Origin of the sequence: Sphingomonas sp. PP-CE-1G-424, from assembly GCF_004341085.1 — a bacterium.
Classification (GTDB): Bacteria; Pseudomonadota; Alphaproteobacteria; order Sphingomonadales; family Sphingomonadaceae; genus Sphingomonas.
Map to the genome: position 1 here is coordinate 36765 of NZ_SLXW01000009.1, position 19215 is coordinate 55979.

Below are 19215 nucleotides of genomic sequence, written 5' to 3' on the forward strand. Positions count from 1 at the left end.
GGGAGAGGGAAGGAGGAGCTCTCGCGACGGGAGGGTGAGGGGGGGGTGGGATTTTCGCCCCGAGCCTCATTCCCCTCACCCTCCCACGCGCAAGAGCACGCGGGCCCCTCCCTCTCCCCGCAGGGGAGAGGGGTTAAGTTACCGCCCCAACAATACCCGTGCTTGCCCGGCGATCTGCGCTAGCATTGCCGCGTTGGGCACCGCCGCGTGGCGAGCGCGGTCGATGACCGCCTTGAACTGCGCAACACGCGTGGCGTTCGTCAGCAGCCATGTATCCACCGCACCTTGAGGATCCTGCGCGCCGCGGCGGGCGAGGAATTCGAGCCGTAGCTGCTGGAAATCGCGCGCCAAGCCCGCGATCAGCAACCGCTCCCACGGATCGGTCGGGCTGATCCGGGCCGCATTCGCCTGCGCCCAGTCAAGCCCGAGCGCCTGCCCGAGATGCGTGAACGCGCGTGTGAGGATCGCCTCGTCGAGCGCCATCCGCTCGCCGAGATCCGCCAGCCCGACCGCACCGTCCATCTCGAACAGGCGCACTACCTTGCGCACCAGATCGCCCGGTGCACCGACCGCCTCGAGCTGTGCCGCGATACGGCTGCTCTGCGCGCTCGCCTCTTCGAGCAGCAACGCCGCGGTCTGGCTGTCGAGCTGCGTAATCCCCTTCGCCAGCCGCGCGAGGACTTCGCCCGGCACGGCGCCCGGCGCCGACACGCGCAACAGGTCGGCGATCTGCGAGCGAGTCGCGACCGCCACCTCATCGAACAATGCAATCCGCGCAGCCTCGGGCATTACGGCCGTTTCGATCTCCGCCCACAACGCAGGCAGGTCGAACAGGCGCTCGGCGACGACGAACATCGCCGCGATATCGCCCATCGCCGCGCCTTCCTCTTCCGCCAGTTCGAACGGGTAGAGGATGCCCAGGCGGTTGACGATCCGGTTGGCGAGCTTGGTCGCGACGATCTCCGGCCGCAGCCGATGCTCGTCGATCGCCGTCTCGAACCGCGCGCGCATCGCGGCAGGGAATGCGGCATGCAGGTCGGGCTTCAAAGCATCGTCCTTGGCGATGTCGCTATGCTCGATCGCATCCTGCAACCCGAGCTTGGCGGTCGCCAGCAGCACCGCCAGCTCAGGCCGCGTGAGGCCCAGACCGTCCTGACCGCGACGCAGCAAAATGTCGTTCGACGCCAGCCCCTCAACCGCACGATCGAGCCGCCCGGTGCCCTCGAAGATCTCGATCACGCGGACATAGCTCGGCATGGCGACCGCGCCGTCCGCTTCCGCGATCGACAGTGCCAGCGTCTGGAGGCGGTTGTCCTCGAGCACCAGGTGCGCGACGTCGTCGGTCATGCTGGCGAGCAGCGTGTTGCGGTCCTCGTACTCCAGCCGCCCCTCGATCATCTCGCGGTTGAGCGCGATCTTGATGTTGACCTCGTTATCCGAGCAGTCGACGCCCGCCGAATTGTCGATGAAATCGGTGTTGATCCGCCCGCCGCGTGCCGAGAACGCGATACGCGCCGCCTGCGTGACGCCCAGATTGGCACCCTCGCCGATCGCGATCACGCGCAGGTCCTCGGCGTTGACACGCAGCCGGTCGTTGGCCGGATCGCCGACCGCGACGTTCGCCTCCGACGCCGCCTTCACATAGGTGCCGATGCCGCCGAACCAGAGCAGGTCCGCCGGCGCCTTGAGGATCGCCGAGATCAAAGCGCCCGGCTCCATCTCGCTCACCGTCACGCCGAGCGCAGCCTGCACCTGCGGCGACAGCTTGATGACCTTGGCGGTGCGCGCGAACACGCCGCCGCCCTTCGAGATCAGGCTCGTGTCGTAGTCCGCCCAGCTCGACCGCGGCAGCGCGAACATCCGGTTGCGCTCTTCCCAGCTGGTCGCCGGATCGGGATCGGGATCGAGGAAGATGTGGCGGTGGTCGAACGCCGCGATGACCTTCAGCGTCTTCGAGAGCAGCATGCCGTTGCCGAACACGTCGCCCGACATGTCGCCGCAGCCGACCACGGTGATGCTCTCGCTCTGCACGTCGAGCCCGCGTTCGGCGAAGTGCCGCTGGACGCTCAGCCACGCGCCCTTGGCGGTGATCCCCATCGCCTTGTGATCGTACCCGACAGAGCCACCGGAGGCGAACGCGTCGCCGAGCCAATAGCCGCGTTCGAGCGCCAGCGCGTTGGCCACGTCGCTAAACGTCGCGGTGCCCTTGTCGGCGGCGACGACGAAATACGGGTCCTCGCCGTCGAGGATCGTCACGCCCTCGGGATGCACGACCTTGCCCTCGACGATGTTGTCGGTGATCGACAGCAAGGTCCGGATGAAGATCCGGTAGCTCTCCGTGCCTTCGGCCAGCCACGCGTCGCGGTTAGACGGGGCAGGGAGCTGCTTGGGATAAAATCCGCCCTTCGCGCCGGTCGGCACGATCACCGCGTTCTTGACGCGCTGCGCCTTCATCAGCCCGAGGATCTCGGTGCGGAAATCGTCGCGACGATCGGACCAGCGCAGGCCGCCACGTGCGACCGGACCGGCGCGGAGGTGGATGCCCTCGACGCGAGGCGAATAGACCCAGACTTCGCGCCACGGCACGGGGGCAGGGAGGCCGGGGATCAGATGGCTGTCGAGCTTGAACGCGAGCGCCTCCGACGCTGCGAGCGTGAACGCGTTGGTGCGCAGAGTCGCCGCGATCAGGTTGCGATACGCGCGCAGGATACGGTCGTCGTCGATCGCCGTGACTGCATCGAGCCCGGCTTCGATCGCCTGATCCGCCTCGATCGCGTTACCCGGGTGCTCCGGATGATGGACCGCGGTGAAGCGCGCGATCAACGCCGCGGCGACTTTCGGCGCGCGGCGGAGTGCATCGACCACGGTGGTCAGGCCATACGGAAGCCCCGCCTGGCGCAGATACCGGAACCACGCGCGGAACAGCACGATCGCCTCGGGACGCATGCCGAGTTCGACGATCAGCCGGTTGAACGCATCGTTCTCGGCCGCGCCTTCCAGGACCGCCGCGATCGCGCCTTCAAGCACGGGCGCGTCGCTCTGCTGCGCGGCATCGTTCGCCTCCAGCACGAAATCATGCACGAACGGCACGCTGTCGTCGCGCAACCGCGTCGGCAGTTCGCCGATCACGCGGAAGCCGAAATTCTCCAGCACCGGCACCGCGTCGGACAACGGCAACGCGCCGCCGAGCTTGTAGATCTTCAACTGCGGATCGGCGCCGGCTTCGCCCGGAACGAGGCGCACGCCGCGCGCATCCGCGTCGGCAAGCGCGGCGATGCGCTGGATATCCTCGGCGGCCTCCGCGGGCGTGCTGAGGTTGCGATAATTCTGCGGGAACGCCGCGGCCCATTTGAGCGCAAGACGCGCCGCACGCGGCGGTGGCAACGTCTCGACGAGAGCGGCCTCGACGTCCGACACCCAGCCGCGCACCATCCGTTGCAACCGGAGCGCGAGCGGGGCGACGTCGGGCATCCGACCATCGCCGCGCAGATCGAGCGTGTAGCGGATCATCGCGACCTCGCCGTCTTCCAGCGCGATCGACCAGTTGAGCACGCTCGCATTCGCCGCTTCGGCCAGCATGTCGCCGATCGCGACGCGGCGGCTGGTGGTGACATCGTCGCGCGGCAGCCACACGAACCCGAACAGATGCCGCCCGAGCGCCGATTCGACGAGCACGAGCGCCGGCCGCGGCCGATCCGCGATACTCATCGCCGTCAGCGCCAGATCCTCCAGCGCATCGGGTGCGAACGCGATCACCAAGTCATGCGGGAGTGCGGTGAAGGCGTGGGTCAACGCCTTGCCGGCATGACCGCGCGGATCGAAGCCGAATTTGGCCTTCATCGCCGCAAGGCGCGTGCGCAACACCGGCACGTCGCGCGGCATCGCGGCCAGCGCGGCGCTGGTCCACAGCCCGCTGTATATCGACAGCCCGGCGACCGTCGCGCCCTCCATCACCGGCACGACGACCAGGTCGAGCGGCACGGCGCGGTGTACGGTCGAGATCAGGTTCGACTTCAGCAACAACGGCGCGTCGTTGCCCGCCTCGAACCATTCGATCGCCAGTGCGCGCGAGGCTTCGGCGAGAATCGGCACGCGGTGTTCGTTGCGCGCGATACCGAGCGCGGCATGGCCGCTCCCGTCACGATGCCAGATCTGATGTCCGAGTAGCGTCAGATGCCCGCCCAGGAACCACTGCAACAGCGCCGCGCCTTCGCCCTCGGACAGCTTGGCGATATCGTCGTCGAGCGCGGCTTGCATCGCACGCCAGTCGGTCACCGCCGCGCGGACGTCGGCCAATACAGCCGTGAGATCCTCGATCAGCCCTCGACGGTCGCGCGCATCGGCGCGCTCCATCTCGAGATAGATCATCGATTCGGGTCGACCTGCACCCTGGCCGTCGGCGTCGATCGCGTGCAGCGTGCCATCTGGCGCGCGTGTCGTACGGACGACGGGGTGGATGATTCGATCGACCGCGATGTCCTGCGCGCCGATCGCCGCGGCGATTGAATCGACCAGGAACGGCATATCGTCGTTGACGATCGCGAGGCGCATCCGCCGCCGCGTGTCATCCGCGCTGATCGGCTCGATCGCGATCGCCGGCGCACCGTCGTCGCGGTGCGCGGCGGTCGCTGCGACGAACGCCGCGGCCTGCGCGACCTCGCTCGCTCCGAAGTCCCTCAGTTCGCCCGGAAGGGCCCGTTCGGTCAGCCGGCCCGCGAGGGTTTCGGTGAGCGTGTTCAACGATTGGTTCGCCATAGGTCAGGGCCTATGCGCCCGCAATTCGCCTATCTCAACCCTTGTGGCAGGTGCGAAGGCGAATGCTGCGGCGCACCTAAGATGCGGCGTGTTCGGCGACTGCGATCGCGATCAGATCACCATCCAAGCCGCCGAGAAAGCTTGCAAAACCTCCTGCGGGCACCTGATGCCGTTGCGCGTGGCGCAGCACCGCCGCGAACGTCTCCAGCCGGGTCGCCTCGAAATTGACGCCGAAGACCAGCGTGACGATCTGCATCATGACGTCCGTCTGGCCGGGCAGGCAGGCGGCGGCGAACAGCGTGGCGAAATCGCCCTCGTCATGCTCGGTCGACACCGCGAGATCATGCGCCCGACCCAGCGTACGGTGCAGCGCCGCACGACTGCGCGCTTCGGCAGCCCGCACCTGCGCCGCACTCTCGCGCGCCATCGCCAGCTGCTCGCCGAGCGGACCGGCGAGCACATACTCGGCCGGCAAGGGATCATCCAGGACAAGCGCCGGCATAGGCATCGGCTCGGCCGGCATGATATCGAACCCGCCGCTCGGGCCATCGGCCCAGACTTGCGCGGCCGCACCCGAGATCCGCGGCGTGCCCTGAACCGCCGCATCCAGTTCGGCCGACAGCGCCGCCTGCAGATCGGCGTCTGCGAGTTCCTTCCAATTGATCACGCCGTAGATGAAGTCGATCGTCACCCCGCCCGATGCGAACGGCATCAGGATGCCGCGGTACAGCGTCGTCCGCCCCCGGCTGCTGACGAATTCCGCCTCGAAACCGATCGGTGCGCGATTGGCGATGATCTGGAGATAATGATCGGTCAGCAGCGAGCGGCTCGGCACGTCCGCGATCGTCGCGATCGGCCCCTCGAGCCCGCATTCCTCGCGTAGCGCACGCCCGAGATACGCGATCCGGGGGTCGCCCATGCCGCGACTGAAATCCAGCAGCACGCTGTGCGGGCCGAAATCGGTGATCGTCTCTGGCTCGAGATCCGCGATCGACGGGTAGGGGCGGTCCTTCAGCAGCGACACCCAGTGGTTGTACGCGCGCACGTGCATCCGCCGCTCATCGCCGCCGAGATCGAACATCACGTCGTTGACGCCCGCATCGGTCGAATGACGCGCATCGCTGGACGTCGCGCGGTCCGTGCCGTCGAAATCCGAACTTCCGAAATCGGAACTCCCAGAACCCGAATTTCCGAAACCCGAACTCCCCGAACTCACTGCATCATATCCTCCGCGAGCGACCGGACCATCTGGACCCTCGCTGCGTTCGTTGTCCAGGCCGCGTACCGTATCCATGCCCAAGGGCCCCCGTTTTTCAGCCCTGCTTTTGCACGCCGTTTGGTAAACGCCCGGTAAAGACGCAAACCGCTTGTCAGCCCGCAAATCCCTTGGTATTCGCCGCGACCTCGACCGGATACGTCCGTCGTCGGGCCGCTTTAGCTCAGCTGGTAGAGCATCGCATTCGTAATGCGGGGGTCACAGGTTCGAGTCCTGTAAGCGGCACCATTATAGGTCCAGGGCGGCCCTAAATAACCTCGCAAAGTCGCTGAAATCCTGGTAAAATCGACCAGAGGCTGTTCGCAGCGTTCCGTATCTGTTCTCCCCAATCCGACCGATTCGGGGGCCGATGTGGGGGCCTCGTGATTTTAGACGAAATTGGAGGCCCCCAGATGGCGCTGACAGTCGCAGAAATCCGTGCGTTACAGCCGAGAGCTGCTCCCTACAAAGTGGCCGATGAGAACGGGCTGTACTTGCTCATCCCCCCTTCCGGCACAAAGCTGTGGAAACTCAAATTCAGGTTCCGCGGCGCTGAGAAGAAGCTCTCTTTCGGGCAGTTCCCGGAAATTTCGCTAAAGGCGGCCCGCCTGAAAAGCGAGGACGCCCGGCGGCAACTCGCGAATGGAATCGACCCGGCTGACGCAAAGCGCAAGGCCGTGGTCGAAGCGGCTCTGTCGAAGGCGAATACCTTCCGCCTAGTCGCCGACGAATATATCGAGAAGATGGAAAGGGACGGCAAAGCCCCCGCCACGATCGTCAAATCAAAGTGGTTTCGCGACCTGCTCGATCGCGACCTCGGACATCGTCCGGTCCGGGAGATCACGCCCCACGACCTACTTTCTGCGCTCAAGAAGATTGAGGGCAGAGGTCATCACGAATCAGCGCAGCGAGCCGGGCGTTCGCGGGGCGGGTTTTCCGATATGCCGTGGTGACGTTGCACGCCGATGCCAATCCCGCCGACGTGCTGCGCGGGGCGCTGACTTCGCCTACTGTGAAGCATCATGCGGCGATCATCGATCCGGTCGCGCTCGGCGGACTGATGCGGGCCATCGGCAATTACGACGGTCGCCCGGAGACCAAGATCGCCCTCATGCTCGCGCCCCGGCTTTTCGTTCGGCCCGGAGAATTGCGAAAGGGGGAATGGTCCGAGCTTGATCTGGACGAAGCTGTCTGGCGCATTCCGGGGGACAGGATGAAAATGGGCCGGCCTCATGTCGTGCCGATGTCTACGCAGTCGGTGGCGCTGTTCCGGCAGCTCAGGGCAGTGGGCAATCCCAGGAATTTTATGTTCCCGGCCTACCACACTTCGCTGCGGCCGATGTCCGAGAACACGATCAACTCGGCGCTGCGGCGATTGGGCTATGATGCGAACGAGATGACCGGTCATGGTTTCCGCTCGACCGCCAGTACGCTGCTAAATGAATCGGGCCTTTGGCATCCCGATGCCATCGAGCGGGTGCTTGCGCACAAGGGCGTCGATCGGGTGCGAGCGGCGTATCATCGAGGCGCACATTGGGCGGAACGGGTCAGGATGGCACAATGGTGGTGCGACTATCTCGACCAGCTTCGCGACGGTGCCGAGATTCTGCGCTCAGCTTTCCGCGCAAGTAGCGGGTAAAGCAGTTCAGGATGAACAAGTAACACATCGGCGGCCTTTTCAAACGAGCGCAATGATCGACTTAATACTTGCATATTGCCTATCTGGATCGATGCGTTAATCTGCTCGGGCGCTGCGGAAGCGGCGCCGAGGCTTGAGAACCTCGCTTGGGATGAAATGACCCGCCATCGAGCCGGCCGGGTGGCCGTTGCGCATGTCCAAGCCGCTTGCGGCCAAAGGCAGCGGCGCATGTCTCAAGCATGTTCTCTACACCCGGCTCGTCGCCGGCGTCGCCTCGCGGACGAAGGTGAGGCGCTGTGCAGATACGGTCGAACCAGCAGGAAGCCAGTTCAGCCAACCGGATGGGGGCAAGGCGTTGAGCGCGGGCATGCCCCACCAGCGCGCGTTGCTCGAAGGCGATCCGCTCACGCCGGACGATCGAGTCATTCACGCAGGCCCGTCGCCGATCGACCTACTATATCGCGAGCAGCGCCCGAGCCTGCTGCGCTTCTTCCGCCGCCGTACGTCTCTCGACGATGCGGGCGATCTCGTCCAGCGGGTGTTCGCTCGCTTCGCCGGGCTCAGCCCGGAGACACGGGTGGATATCGTCAACCCCGCCGGTTATCTGCAGCGATCCGCTGCCAATCTCGCGCTCGACGATGCCAGGACCGAGCTCCGACGCGCCTCTGCCCACCACGTACCCGTCGACGAGATCGACCCCTGCGCACCCGACCAGATCGCGGCTCTCGAAGCGCGCGACATGCTCCGCCGTCTCGAACGCGCACTACAGCGCCTGAAGCCGCGGACCCGGGAGATATTCCTCGCGCATCGCATCGATGGCTATTCTTATGTAGAGATCGCTCGGCGGACAGGACTGAGCGTGAAAGGCGTCGAAAAGCACATGACTCAGGCAATCGCGTTCGTCGATCGCGTCCTGGCCGCCCGATGAGTGACGGGCGCGGCGAAGCCGCGGGTGACCGCGCGCCGGCCGATGCCGAGGGCTGGTTCGCAAGGATGCGCGGATCTGACGCCTCGCAATGGGCAGACGACCTTGACGTGTGGCGCGCCTCGGATCCCGAAAACGACGCGGCCTATGCGCGGCTGCTGCAACGTTGGGACCAGAGCGCGTTCCTGACCAACACGGCGCTCGGCCGAGGGCGCGACCTTCGTCGTGCCGCTATATGGTCCCGTCGCCCGGCGGTCCGCTATGCTGTGATCGCCGCTTCGCTCCTGCTCTTCGCCGCAATCGGCGTGCTAACGATGGGGCGGCTCGGGAGTCCGGGAACACCGCCGGCAATCCACGAATATGCGAGCAGCGACCGGGCGGTTCACACCGTAACGCTCGCCGACGGTGCGCGTGTCACGCTGGATGCCGGCGCGGCCATCGCGGTCACCGACGCCGAAACAGGGCTTCAGGTTCGATTGATCAAGGGGCGCGTCCGTTTCCACGTAGCGCGCGGTGACGCGGGCCTTGTCGTCACAGCGCCGAACGGTACGCTCGTCACCGGTGAGGGGCAGTTTGATGTCGCGCAGGACGATCGATTTGTCCGTGTGGTCGCGTGGCGGGAGGACGTGGTGCTCTCAGGACCAGATGGCGGGACAACCCGGATCGCGTCAGGGCAACAAGCTGTCTTCGACCCGGCCCACGGCGTTTCGTCACTCGGGCGGGTGGAGCCGGGCGAACTGGGCTGGATTCGCGGCATGCTGTCGTTCGACCGCGCGCGCCTTGCCGCCGCGATCGCCGCGATCAACCGCTACAATAGCCGCCAGATCGAATTCCCGGACCGCGAAATAGGAGAGTTCAGGATCACCGGCGCATTCCGGGCTTCCGATCCAGATGGTTTCGCCCCAGCCGTCGCCGACATGTTCTCCCTGTCGCTCATCAAGCGGCCGAGTGGCACGATCGTGCTGACCGTCGTGAAAAAAGCGTAGGGTAGGGCGCGACACCGTCGTCGTCCTCTTTGAACGGCACCGCACACTGCGAGCCGAAAAAAGGGGACCATCGATGCGACATACCGGCCTGCGCGACGCGCTTTCGCTCGCGCTGGGAAGCGCGACCCTTATCGTCGCGGCGGTGCCTAACGCATATGCCGGGCAACCTGAAACTGCGATCTATGCCCTGCCTACGCAGGCGCTCGGCAAGTCGTTGCGCGCCGTCGCGCTTGCGTCTCGTCGAAACATTCTCGTGCCGGCGTCCCTCGTGCGAGGCCGACGGGCGCCCGCGCTAGAAGGGGCTTATACGGTCGAGCGCGCAGTCCTTCTGAAATCGCCACGCTTGGCCGAACTGGCATCGATGAATGGACCGCAGTCTGGTTCGAGGCCGACATCAATCCCGGACCAGTGCGCAGAACGGAAATCGAGAGCAAGCTCAAGGCAATGCTCTGCCCGCACCAGGCAGGCGCGCGGTTCGTGTACCGCCATCCAGCGCAGCACCAAGGTGCCGCCGATCCGGTGATCGTTGGCCAGGATTACTCGGTCGTCGCGAAGCATAGCGCCGATCCGGAAGCGACCGAGCGCGACGTACAAATCTGGGCCCACGGGCAATGCGCGCTGCTTGCCCAGCGCATCCACGAGCTGTCGGGCTGGGCTATCCTAGAGCTAGGAATCAACCATTTTCTGGTCCAGCGCCCCGACGGAGCGCTCGTGGATGCCTACGGCGTGCAACGTCCAGCGCACGATGAGGACACCTCCTACTTCGAGGAAATAGCTGATCGCTACGATGCGCATGGCGCCAATTGGAAGAAGGGCAATTCCGATTCCTACGGCTCGATGACTGCGGACGAGGACCGCGCCGAGACGGACGAATACCTCGAGACGCCTTGGATGCTCGCAGTCTTCCCCAGGCAGCATCGTCTCGCCCTCCCGCTGAGCTATATGGCTCTCGAGGAACGTCCCGATGATCCATGCGACGAGATGGAAGAGTGAGACTTGCGAAGTCTGAGCTTGCTCGGCAATCAAGCCTTGCGTCCGCTCCGCGCCAGTAGCCACCCTTCGTCGCCTGATACCTGAGCAGCGGCTTCGTCTCACTTCTAGCCGTTTCCGCGCCGGTCATGTGGCTGCGTAGTCCTCCGAGCATGTCATATTAACGAGCGTCCGAAGCTGGGAGCGGGTCAAGCAGGTCTGAATGACTGCATGTGGGTCTTGCCAGCCTCATGCTGGCGGGGAGTTTCGCCCATTCGTTAAGCGCGATCTTTCCCGTTTCTCCGTCTCCGATTGGCCATTTCGAGAAAGAGCAATTGGGAACAGATTTTGAGAAAGCGATACCCGCAGGCGCCGTCAGGGCGATCGAGGCAGCGAGGTTCCCGCCAGACGTTCCTAATCGGGAAAGCTAAAGCCGCTCCGATCGCTACCCGTCGCACTGGATCATGCTGATACCCCGCATCGGGAGCGATCGAACCAGAACCGCTTCGCCTGATGATCGTAGACCACCCGCAGTCCCTGCATCGCGTTGATGCCGAAGATCATGGTCGGCTTTTTCTCCAGTCCCCAGGTCTTGAAGACAGCCAGATCGGCGACGCGGACCGTCAGGCCCCTGATCGTTTTGCCCGCGAAGGACACGCTATCGACTTTGCCCTCCCGCGTTTCTGTTGCGCGCAACGCTACCCCATAGAGGGTTTCGCCGGCACCGAAGGCGGAACCGTTCACATCGAGAGCCGCCGATCGGGCAAATAGCCCGTTCACCTGTGTGCCGCGTGACCCCGTGTCGAGAATTGCCGTCCCGGTGGCGCCGTTGAGGGTGACGGGGAACGTGAGCTGCGTTCCTTCAAGAACCGATCCCCCCTCGATCATCACGGCCTTGGGCGAAACCAGTTTCCGCATGGATGCCGGCTTGGGCGTGAGCGTCACCGTGCGGCACGGATAGTCGAACGTTGCGATCGAGCCATCCATGAGGTCGTTGCCGGCGACTCCGGCGGTGATCGCGGCGTCCTTGCGATCAGGAAGTCCCGTCGCTTCGACATCACGGATCGTCCGGCCATCCAGCGTAAGGCTATGAAGGCGATAGGTTGCCATCATTGCGGCGCCGGTCATTCCCATCACGCTGGTCGCCGCGCCGGTGGGAAGACGCTGCTGCTTCGCGAACCAGTCATAGACACCGGACCCGTCCGCCCCGGTATCAAGAATGAAGGGGACGGTCCCCTTCCCATTGACGAAAGCCGGAACGACCAGGTGGCCGTCCCCGGCCGGGGTGAGAAGGACGGATGCTCCTGCATAGGTGCTGAGCAGCACCCATGAGGCAGCAATCGCGGAAATCGGACGCATGGGTTTCTCCATCATTGAGTGTGAAAGGGCGGCTGACGGCCGCTAGTTCAAGTGCCGGTAGGGGTATCGGGGTCGTATTCGAGAAGGTCGCCGGGCTGGCAGTCGAGATGACGGCATATCGCTTCCAGCGTTTCGAAGCGGAGCCCTTTGACCTTGCCCGATTTGAACAGCGAGAGGTTCGCCTCGGTCGCGCCGATCGCCCGAGCTAGGTCTTTCGACCGCATCTTTCGCCTTGCGAGCATCACGTCCAGTCGGATGACGATCGCCATCAAAAGAACCCGGCACGGTCGCGCTCGATCTCCGAACCGAAGGCGACGACGTTCACGAACGCGAACAAGAGGGTGCCCAGGACCGCCGCGTCGAGCTGGCGGAGTTCCAGCTTGACGGCGACAGGGCTCATGCCAGCGAAATAGAGGGTGGCATGAGTGACAAGCGGAACTACGGCATAAGCGATGAGCGCCCACGCGATCCGGCGCATCAGCACTTCATTGTCGGCGGTGAAGATCAGGCGTCGGGCATAAAGGCGAAAAAGGCCGGTCAGATTCGATAGGATCACCAGCCCGGGGATCAGGCGCAACGTCAGCAGGCCCGCCGCCAAGGTCGATTGCCAGATCGCATAGCGCGAGATCGCCACGAAGCCGGCCGGTATCCCAATCTGATCCTCGGGCGTGACGATGAAGGAAAAACCGCCGTTCATCATACCGGCACGATCCCCGGCACGGAAAAGCAGCATGAGAACCTGAAGCGCGGCGGTTGCCGCCATCAGCGCCATCACGACGGACGCGATTACAAAGAACAACCGTCCCCGGCGCGCAAGCCTATCGGTCGTTGCGGGCATTTCGCCACTGTCCGCCTTCGTCTGACGCCGAATCATTCTGCCTCCAATCAGGCATTCCATGCACCTCGAGTTATTGTCTAGCAATAATTAATTCGATTCTTATTCAGCCACCCCATTCTCGAAGTCCGATCCCTTTTGAGAAAGCCTGGCGGTCAGAGGGAGGGCTCGCCGCCCTAACGCCCCGCTGGCCGCGGACATGAACAAGGGGCCGAAGTTGGGGAGCTGACCGATGCTCTGAGCGTCCGCGTCTGGCCGGAAGCCGTAGCGCAGGGCGCGTTCACCCACACCTGACCGTTCAGGTAATCGATCCGGACGTCCGGTAACAGCCATTCGTTAAGCGCGATCTTTCCCTTTTCTCCGTCTCCGACAGGTCGTTTCGGTAAAGAGCAATCGGGAACAGGTTTTGGAAAAAGGGTTGCTTCGGACGTCTGTCGGCGCGAGCGTCGAGGCGACTGTCTCGTTATGGTTTCGTTTTGGGAAGGTCTCTTTAGCCACCCCGCCGACATCACTTTTCCTGTTGAGCGCCTCGCAGATCGGCATTGATCAGGGCCGCAACGTCGGTGACCGGAAGACCCTGCCGATCATTGAACGTGCCCGCCTTCGGCCACGACACACCGCGACCGATCGCGAAGGCGGCGCGGTATTTGCGCATCATGTTTTTCGGATCGTTCGTTAGCTCTTCCATCAGGAAAGGCACGGTCCAAACCGACCGTTTGAAGGGCCGGCCCAGTGCCACCTCCAACTTGTTCGCGACCTCGCCATAGGTGACGGTGTCACCGGCCAGGAAGACGATCTCGTTGCGGATCGTCGGCTCGAAGAACACGATCCCGGCGGTCAGCACACCGATGTCATCCGGCGTCGTCAGCGTCACAGCGGTATCAAGGCTGCCGAGCGCGTGGACTTCGCTATTCTCCAGATCAACAACACCAAAGTCCGGATCGAACAGGTAGTTCATGAACATGCCCGTCGAGATGATGACCCACTCGGTCTTGTCTTGTGAGCGTAGCAGCTCGCGGACGTCGAGCTGGGCATCGAAGATGTCCTGCGGCCCGCCGCGGCCGATCGCCTCGAAGTCGACGCCGAACTGCCACGGGAAATAGCGCGGGATACCGGATTGCAGTGCGGCCTTGGCGAGCTTCATCGGCGTGTTGATCCCCGCTGCGTAGCCTGCGCAGCCGATCACCGTATCGTAGTCCGAGAAGAGCGATGCCAGCTCATCGATCGTATCGTTCACTAGGTCGCCGAGAACGATCTGGATCCCCGCTTCGCGGATTTCAGCAATGTCACGCTGCTTGGAGGGATCGCCCGACTCTACGGCACTCTCGCGGAGAAGGACGCTGATCTTGGCACCGTCGATGCCCTTAGCGCGACGCGCCAGATTGCGGAGCACTGGCATGCCAAGCTCGCCGGCACCCAGGACGAGGATATTCCGCGACTTCACTGTGGAGACTGTATCGTTCATCGTTCTAACTCGTTTCACCCTTGGATGCCGGTGATCTGGCAAGCCGCGGGCAAGCGCGAAAGATAGGTACATGCGTGATACTGCTGTTAAATCTCTAAGCCAGGAGGACATCCTCCGATATTCGCAAACGGTTTGCGACGGCCTCCGGGACGATGACGACGGGGTTCGCCGCGAGGTGTTGGCCCATGCCGGCAACCGCTGGTCGCTTGGTGTCATCCATACGCTCGGCGTGTACGGTCGGCTTCGCCATGCGGAAATCGGCCGACGGATGCATGGTATTACACAGCGGATGCTGACGCGCACGCTGCGCCATCTGGAGCGCGATGGATTAGTGGTGCGTCACGACTTCGAGGAGGTAGTTCCCCACGTAGAATATGCTCTGTCCGAAACCGGCTTGAAGCTACTGGTCAGGATGGCCCCCCTGTGGACGTGGATCGTCGAGAACGTCGACAGCTTTCGCACATCACGGGAACTGTTTGATCGGGAGCACGCGGGAGAAGAGCCCTGAAGACGTATCGGCTTACAGGCTTAGCTTTTCGATATACCATCCCTTTTGGAAAATTGGCTGTGGTCAACATTGATCTTTTTCACATGGTCGGCATGTTATCGACGTGCATCACGTGGGGCGGTCCCGAACTGACGCCGGAAGGCGCGACTGGCGGCGGTTCGAGATAAAAATCCGTTTTGCGCTGCGATATCGGCAAACGCCCGGTCGCTGGTAGCGAGCGCATGGCGGACGCGTTGCATTCGCCATGCGCTCACATACGCCATCGGCGTCATACCGACGCGGGCGAGAAAACGCTCACTGAACGCCGATCGGGACATGCCGCCAGCCTTTGCCAGTCTATCGACTGACCAGGCTTCACCTGGAGTGCTGTGGAAGTTTTCCAGCGCGCGAGCGATGCGAGGATCGGACAGGCCGGACAACCATCCAACAGTCGTCCCACCGGATTGCAAATGGGCGCGCAGTGCCTGGACGAGAAGCACATCGGACAGTCGTTCGCTGATGAGCCCCTGCCCTGGTCCGGCATCAACTGCTTCTGCCGCCAATAACGCCAGCGTAGCGCGGATCGGGGCCGCGGCAGGCATATGTGCGGCGATATGAATGAGGTTCGGCACGCTTGATCGCAGCCATTCCAGCCCAATGGTATCAAAGACGAACCGGGCTCCGATCACTATCGTCATCGCCAAACCGCTACCCCAGCGAACCACACCGTCCGCCCCTTTGTTCGCTGCAAACAATCCCGCGGCATCGATGTCATCAAGGGGGTCGGCACTGACAGAAGATGTGCGATAGGCGCGACCGTCCGTCAGCAGGTAGCAATCGCCTTGTTCGATCCGTACGACCTCTGACGAGCCGACGATTTGCAGATCGAACGCACCGTCGATCGCGGCGCCGATCTTGACGTGGTCATATGCAGGCATTCGAAGTGCAAACGGCTCGGCCGCCTCGAAGCGCGCCGAGACGACGCGTTGCAGCGTGAAAGTCGTCAGTACCTCGGATAACGGATCGATTTTGGACTGTGAGCTACGCATAGGAGCGTTTTGGGCTCTTATGCGCCGGCACACAACAGCCGAATAAGCGTTTTGATGGGACGCTATCGCCTTCTCATACCGGGGACCCCACTATGAACCCTGTCATTTCGACATTCTTCCGTAACTACGGTCTGCTGCCCGACTTCGATGCCTTTCGAGAGGCACAGAGCCAGTTGATGCTGCCCGACGTGCATGTCGAAAGCCGCGACCATCGCGGTTGGCAGGTGCTCGATGGCGTCGATGCCTATGTCGAGTCGGTTCGGGAATGGTCGCGATCCTATGACAACAGCGACGACCGCGGATTTGAGCAGGTGCTCGATAACGGCACCGATGTCGAGGTGAAGGTGACGGGTACGATCGTGTTTCGCGAGCCGATCGCGGGCGTTTCGCGCATCGCCGATTCTAACCACGACTGGCGGGAACACTTTGTCCTGCGCGATGGGCGCATCGCCTCTGCCCGTATCGATATGGGTATCGAAAAACTGGCGTGAAACCATTTCGGGCTGCGGCCAATCAAGGAATTGACGATGCAATATGAACAACTTGGCCAAACCGGGCTATTCGTATCCCGGTTCTGCCTCGGCGCCATGACATTTGGCGGCGCAGACAATCCGGCCGGCAACGCGATCGGTCGCCTGTCGGCAGGCGAAGCGGACGCCATCGTCGGCATGGCGCTCGACGCCGGTATCAACTTTATCGACACGGCCGATGTGTACGGCGGGGGTGGCTCAGAGACGGTGCTGGGCGAAGTCTTGAAAGAGCGTCGCAGCGATGTGGTTCTCGCGACCAAGGTCAGCAGCAAAGCGGGTCGCGGACCGAACGATATCGGGCAGTCGCGCGGGCGCATCATGGCCTCTCTCGAAGGAAGCTTGCGCCGCCTCAAGACCGACCATATCGACTTGTATCAGGTACATACGTTCGATCCATTCACGCCGATCGAGACGATGTTGCGCTCGCTCGACGACGCCGTGCGGCAGGGCAAGGTACGCCATATCGGCTGCTCCAACTTTGCCGCGTGGCAGCTAATGAAGGCACTGGGCGTATCCGCGCGCGCGGGCCTCGAACCGTTTGTTTCTATCCAGTCCTTCTATTCGATCGCAGGCCGCGACGTCGAAGCCGAGGTAATTCCGGCGGTGACCGACCAGAAGCTGAGCCTGCTATGCTGGAGCCCGCTTGCGGGTGGTCTGCTGTCAGGCAAGTTCGATCGGCATGGCAACAGCGATGCCTCGGCGCGCCGGGCAAAGATCGCCTTTCCACCCGTCGATGAAGCACGCACATTTGACATGATCGACGGACTGAAAGCAGTAGCGCAGCGGCGGAAAAGCGAACCCGCTCAGATCGCGCTGGCGTGGCTGTTGGCGAAACCAGCCGTCACCAGCGTCATCGTTGGCATCAAACGTCCTGATCAGCTGGCCGCGAACCTGTCGGCTCTCGACCTCGTTCTTAATAAGGAAGATCTCGATCTGCTCGATGAGGCCAGCCGAATTCCTGCTTCCTATCCAGGATGGATCCAGAGCTACAACGCTGCAGGCCGTGTTCCGGCTGGCTATCCCTTCGACGGACCAAATTGGACGCTTGGCGAGCGGCCGCGTTAAACGGGATTGCCTTGATCGTTCACAGACCCTGCCGGGAAACACTCCTAATCGCCTGTTCTCTGGAAGCTACCCTTTAATCTATTCGAACTCGACATTCCCAAAGCGCCAATCTCTTTCAGGAAAGTCCCCACCGTCAGGTGGCGTCAGCTAACGCCATCTGCTTCACAATAACGGACGGTAAACCTTCCTCTCATCACAACATTCGCGACTGGATAGCCAGACTTCAAAATCGGTCATTCGCAAAGATGAACCAACGTCGGAAGTTGGGAAGAGGGTTAGGCGGCCTGAGTACCCGGAACTGGGTCACCAAAGGCCGATATGAATTCGGGCCGCGCTGACATATCAAGAGCGTCTTCTCTACCACCTGCACCGCACTTTCCGCACTTAGGGCGGTATTGGGCACATCGCGGGTCGTCAAGCTAATGATCCCGCTCGGGCATATGCCAAGAACTTGTAAATTGAAAACGGCATGGTGTCTACACTAATTTGGCGTCGCAGGAAACGCATAACGCCAAAGATACCGATTCGATCAGGCTGATCGGAATTAGGTGATCATCTCCGTCGAATTCTGACGAATGTTTAATTAAGATTTTTGGCCTCCGCTAGGACTAAGGCCGCATTTCGAGCGTGTCTTGTTTCGAAAAGTAGGCGTGCTCAAAAAAAGTTATAGATCAATATAGCATGTAAAGAGATCATCGGCAACTGACATATCAGTATACCACATCGACAACTTACTGAGTATTTTATGGTCGGGTCGAGTCGTGTTAGGAGAAATGCTATGTCCGCCGATGAAGAAACTGAACTAGTTTGCACGCCGAAGGGCTTAGGCTCAGATATGAGGTTCAAAGCAGCGATACACGCCATCAAAATTAACCCGCTCAATCGTCCACCAGTTGAACGCATGCTGAAGATTTCGTCCTCCGAGGGGCTAATTCACCCCTATATCTCTGTCCTAACAACTAAGCGATGGAGAACGAACGATGTTCGTCTCTCGGTGCAATTTATGGACAATCCTGACAGTGCGCTTCGGAAGCGTATATTGGGGCACATGAACGCTTGGGGTGATCAAGGAAATGTTGCTTTCACCGAGACTCACAGCCAAGGACAAGTTCGAATAGCGCGCGAACCCGATGGCTACTGGTCCTATCTTGGCACGGACATTTTGCTCATCGATCCCGACCAGCAAACGATGAATCTGCAGGGCTTTACAATGAATACCCGCGACAGTGAGTTTTACCGTGTCGTGCGGCACGAGACGGGGCACACCCTTGGCATGCCGCACGAACACATGCGGCGCGAACTGGTGGAGCAGCTTGATGTCGAGAAAACCGTCGCGTACTTCGGCGCCACGCAAGGGTGGACGCGCGAAGAGGTCGTTGCCCAAGTGCTGACGCCACTGGAAGAATCGTCACTGTTTGGAACGCCGTACGAGGATGCGCAGTCGATCATGTGTTACCAGATCCCCGGGCAGCTCACTAAAACCGGCCGACCGATCCCCGGCGGCGTCGATATTAACCCGCTTGATCATCAATTTTGCGGAATGTGCTATCCCAAATGACCTCAATCGAGATCGAGGCGGCTACAGCGCCGCCTTGATTTCAAAGGCTGGTGGCGGACGCCAAATTGGAAGCGCACTCTATCCAAATCATTGTAGTAAGCGCGCGGAATAATCGCATGATCAGGCGGACTATCACCGCCAAACCGGCTAGCATCGCCGCTGGCGTTTAAAGAATCTAAGGGTTGATCGGCCGATGCCGGACAATTTACTTGATGGCTGAGATCTTCCCATGGGCATCTTTAACATCTTGTCGCAAGGCGTCGGTGCTCGGCTCAAGGCGTGCGATGACTTTAGGGTTCTCAGTATAAGATGAACGGGCGGCTGCTTCACGAAGCGGG

The 19215-nt window shown here is 62.2% G+C and carries 16 protein-coding genes and 1 tRNA gene; 10 read left to right on the forward strand and 7 right to left on the reverse strand.

Annotated elements, in window-relative coordinates:
- Positions 1-138 precede the first annotated feature (138 nt).
- Together C8J43_RS19210 and C8J43_RS19215 are read right to left on the reverse strand one after the other, a co-directional pair.
- Positions 139-4755, reverse strand: coding sequence for an NAD-glutamate dehydrogenase domain-containing protein (locus C8J43_RS19210; protein ID WP_133032233.1), 4617 nt, complete (start codon positions 4753-4755; stop codon positions 139-141).
- A 76-nt stretch (positions 4756-4831) separates the two neighbouring features.
- Positions 4832-5971 carry a hypothetical protein gene (locus tag C8J43_RS19215; protein WP_133032234.1) on the reverse strand — a complete coding sequence of 380 codons (1140 nt, stop codon included), beginning with the start codon at positions 5969-5971 and terminating at the stop codon, positions 4832-4834.
- Between the two features lie 212 nt (positions 5972-6183).
- On the opposite strand from C8J43_RS19215, the gene C8J43_RS19220 reads away from it, so the two are divergent.
- The 6 genes from C8J43_RS19220 (at position 6184) to C8J43_RS19240 (ending at position 10553) form a co-directional block, all read left to right on the forward strand.
- Positions 6184-6259 (forward strand) — tRNA-Thr (locus C8J43_RS19220).
- Positions 6260-6423: 164 nt separating this feature from the next.
- On the forward strand, positions 6424-6963 hold the full coding sequence (locus C8J43_RS22625) for an Arm DNA-binding domain-containing protein (RefSeq protein ID WP_347812522.1): 540 nt from the start codon (positions 6424-6426) through the stop codon (positions 6961-6963).
- A complete protein-coding gene (locus tag C8J43_RS22630) occupies positions 6960-7649 on the forward strand; it encodes a site-specific integrase (RefSeq protein WP_347812523.1) in 690 nt (229 codons plus the stop codon). Before C8J43_RS22625 ends, C8J43_RS22630 begins: the two co-directional genes overlap by 4 nt.
- Before the next feature lie 193 nt (positions 7650-7842).
- Positions 7843-8577, forward strand: coding sequence for a sigma-70 family RNA polymerase sigma factor (locus tag C8J43_RS19230; RefSeq protein WP_243645688.1), 735 nt, complete (start codon positions 7843-7845; stop codon positions 8575-8577).
- Entirely contained in the window at positions 8574-9560 is a 987-nt protein-coding gene (locus C8J43_RS19235) for a FecR domain-containing protein (RefSeq protein ID WP_133032235.1), read from the forward strand. Before C8J43_RS19230 ends, C8J43_RS19235 begins: the two co-directional genes overlap by 4 nt.
- Before the next feature lie 477 nt (positions 9561-10037).
- The gene (locus tag C8J43_RS19240; protein ID WP_133032236.1) at positions 10038-10553 is read left to right on the forward strand and encodes a hypothetical protein; all 516 of its coding nucleotides are present in this window, start codon (positions 10038-10040) and stop codon (positions 10551-10553) included.
- A gap of 438 nt (positions 10554-10991) precedes the next feature.
- Here the strand turns inward: C8J43_RS19240 and C8J43_RS19245 are convergent, their stop codons facing one another.
- The 4 genes from C8J43_RS19245 to C8J43_RS19260 all read right to left on the reverse strand — a co-directional run bounded on the left by C8J43_RS19245 (position 10992) and on the right by C8J43_RS19260 (position 14188).
- Entirely contained in the window at positions 10992-11888 is an 897-nt protein-coding gene (locus C8J43_RS19245) for a retroviral-like aspartic protease family protein (RefSeq protein WP_165899691.1), read from the reverse strand.
- Positions 11889-11935: 47 nt separating this feature from the next.
- Complete coding sequence (locus C8J43_RS19250; protein ID WP_133032238.1) at positions 11936-12157, reverse strand: helix-turn-helix transcriptional regulator; 222 nt, start codon at positions 12155-12157, stop codon at positions 11936-11938.
- Positions 12157-12726: a hypothetical protein gene (locus C8J43_RS19255; protein WP_133032239.1), complete on the reverse strand. Its 570-nt coding sequence runs from the start codon at positions 12724-12726 to the stop codon at positions 12157-12159. The genes C8J43_RS19250 and C8J43_RS19255 overlap by 1 nt, the downstream gene beginning before the upstream one ends.
- 505 nt (positions 12727-13231) lie before the next feature.
- Positions 13232-14188 (reverse strand): aromatic alcohol reductase, encoded by a 957-nt coding sequence (locus C8J43_RS19260; RefSeq protein WP_133032240.1) that lies wholly within the window; start codon positions 14186-14188, stop codon positions 13232-13234.
- Positions 14189-14258: 70 nt separating this feature from the next.
- Here C8J43_RS19260 and C8J43_RS19265 point away from each other — a divergent pair, with 70 nt between their 5' ends.
- Positions 14259-14696: a helix-turn-helix domain-containing protein gene (locus C8J43_RS19265; protein ID WP_133032241.1), complete on the forward strand. Its 438-nt coding sequence runs from the start codon at positions 14259-14261 to the stop codon at positions 14694-14696.
- A 95-nt stretch (positions 14697-14791) separates the two neighbouring features.
- On the opposite strand, the gene C8J43_RS19270 is transcribed toward C8J43_RS19265, so the two are convergent.
- Positions 14792-15724 carry an AraC family transcriptional regulator gene (locus C8J43_RS19270; RefSeq protein WP_133032242.1) on the reverse strand — a complete coding sequence of 311 codons (933 nt, stop codon included), beginning with the start codon at positions 15722-15724 and terminating at the stop codon, positions 14792-14794.
- 92 nt (positions 15725-15816) lie between these two features.
- Here C8J43_RS19270 and C8J43_RS19275 point away from each other — a divergent pair, with 92 nt between their 5' ends.
- The 3 genes from C8J43_RS19275 to C8J43_RS19285 all read left to right on the forward strand — a co-directional run bounded on the left by C8J43_RS19275 (position 15817) and on the right by C8J43_RS19285 (position 18877).
- Complete coding sequence (locus C8J43_RS19275; RefSeq protein WP_133032243.1) at positions 15817-16215, forward strand: hypothetical protein; 399 nt, start codon at positions 15817-15819, stop codon at positions 16213-16215.
- Between the two features lie 36 nt (positions 16216-16251).
- Complete coding sequence (locus C8J43_RS19280) at positions 16252-17319, forward strand: aldo/keto reductase (RefSeq protein WP_133032244.1); 1068 nt, start codon at positions 16252-16254, stop codon at positions 17317-17319.
- Positions 17320-18097: 778 nt separating this feature from the next.
- Positions 18098-18877: a M12 family metallopeptidase gene (locus C8J43_RS19285; protein ID WP_165899692.1), complete on the forward strand. Its 780-nt coding sequence runs from the start codon at positions 18098-18100 to the stop codon at positions 18875-18877.
- Positions 18878-19215: the final 338 nt, after the last annotated feature.